Raw genomic sequence first — 711 nt, forward strand, 5'->3', positions numbered from 1 at the left:
CTTTTTAAGAGGAACGCCTTCGTGAATCAGTGTGTAAGGGATAGTTTCTGCGATTAAATCATGTGAACGCTCCGATATTTCAAAACCAAACATTTCCTCGCTAAGTCGGTACAAACTGACATGATTCTCTAAAAACGCTTTTTCATGGATGCTTTCGTAATGAGCATCGGCTTCACTTATGATCGCACTCACTCGTGTATTAACCTTGCTAATCGCATTCCCCGTGATGTGGCAATACACTTCAGATGCTGTTTTCATCACCATTCGGTAATCCGACAACTCTCTCTTGATCTGATCGAGGTTAATGGAGCCATCTGGGTTAATGCAGATCTCCTTCCAAAACTCTTCCCAATCCGACTCATAATCCTTTACTTCCCTCATCGTCCCGCCTTCCTCCTTTACAAATCGATTGTTGTGTTTAATGAAAATTGGCTTTTGTTGAATCCAGCAACTGAGTGTATTCTTCTGCCGTCACTTCTTGTACGGTCCCTTTATAACCGTTCAGCTTTAGCTGCAATGTAGCTGCTAGGTACTCCGTGACACTATTTGTTTGAAACAACCCGTCCAAAATTCCATCAGCTCCAACAATCGAGTAATCCCTGATCAAACGCTCTCCCTCCCAATTAACAAATCGTGTGTTGTGATAAATTGTTCATATTCCCTTGGTTAATCCCATTTTGTATAATTTTGTAAAACATTTTGAAATCTAAG

2 protein-coding genes are annotated in these 711 nt (G+C 40.9%); both read right to left on the reverse strand.

Annotated features, from left to right (window positions below):
* A partial coding sequence (locus C7R93_RS29900) for a hypothetical protein (protein ID WP_208637866.1) occupies window positions 1-381 on the reverse strand: 381 nt, incomplete at its 3' end.
* Window positions 382-418: 37 nt separating this feature from the next.
* Complete coding sequence (locus C7R93_RS29905) at window positions 419-607, reverse strand: hypothetical protein (RefSeq protein WP_106840185.1); 189 nt, start codon at window positions 605-607, stop codon at window positions 419-421.
* Window positions 608-711: the final 104 nt, after the last annotated feature.

This window comes from Brevibacillus fortis (assembly GCF_003013395.1).
GTDB classification, from domain to species: Bacteria; Bacillota; Bacilli; order Brevibacillales; family Brevibacillaceae; genus Brevibacillus; species Brevibacillus fortis.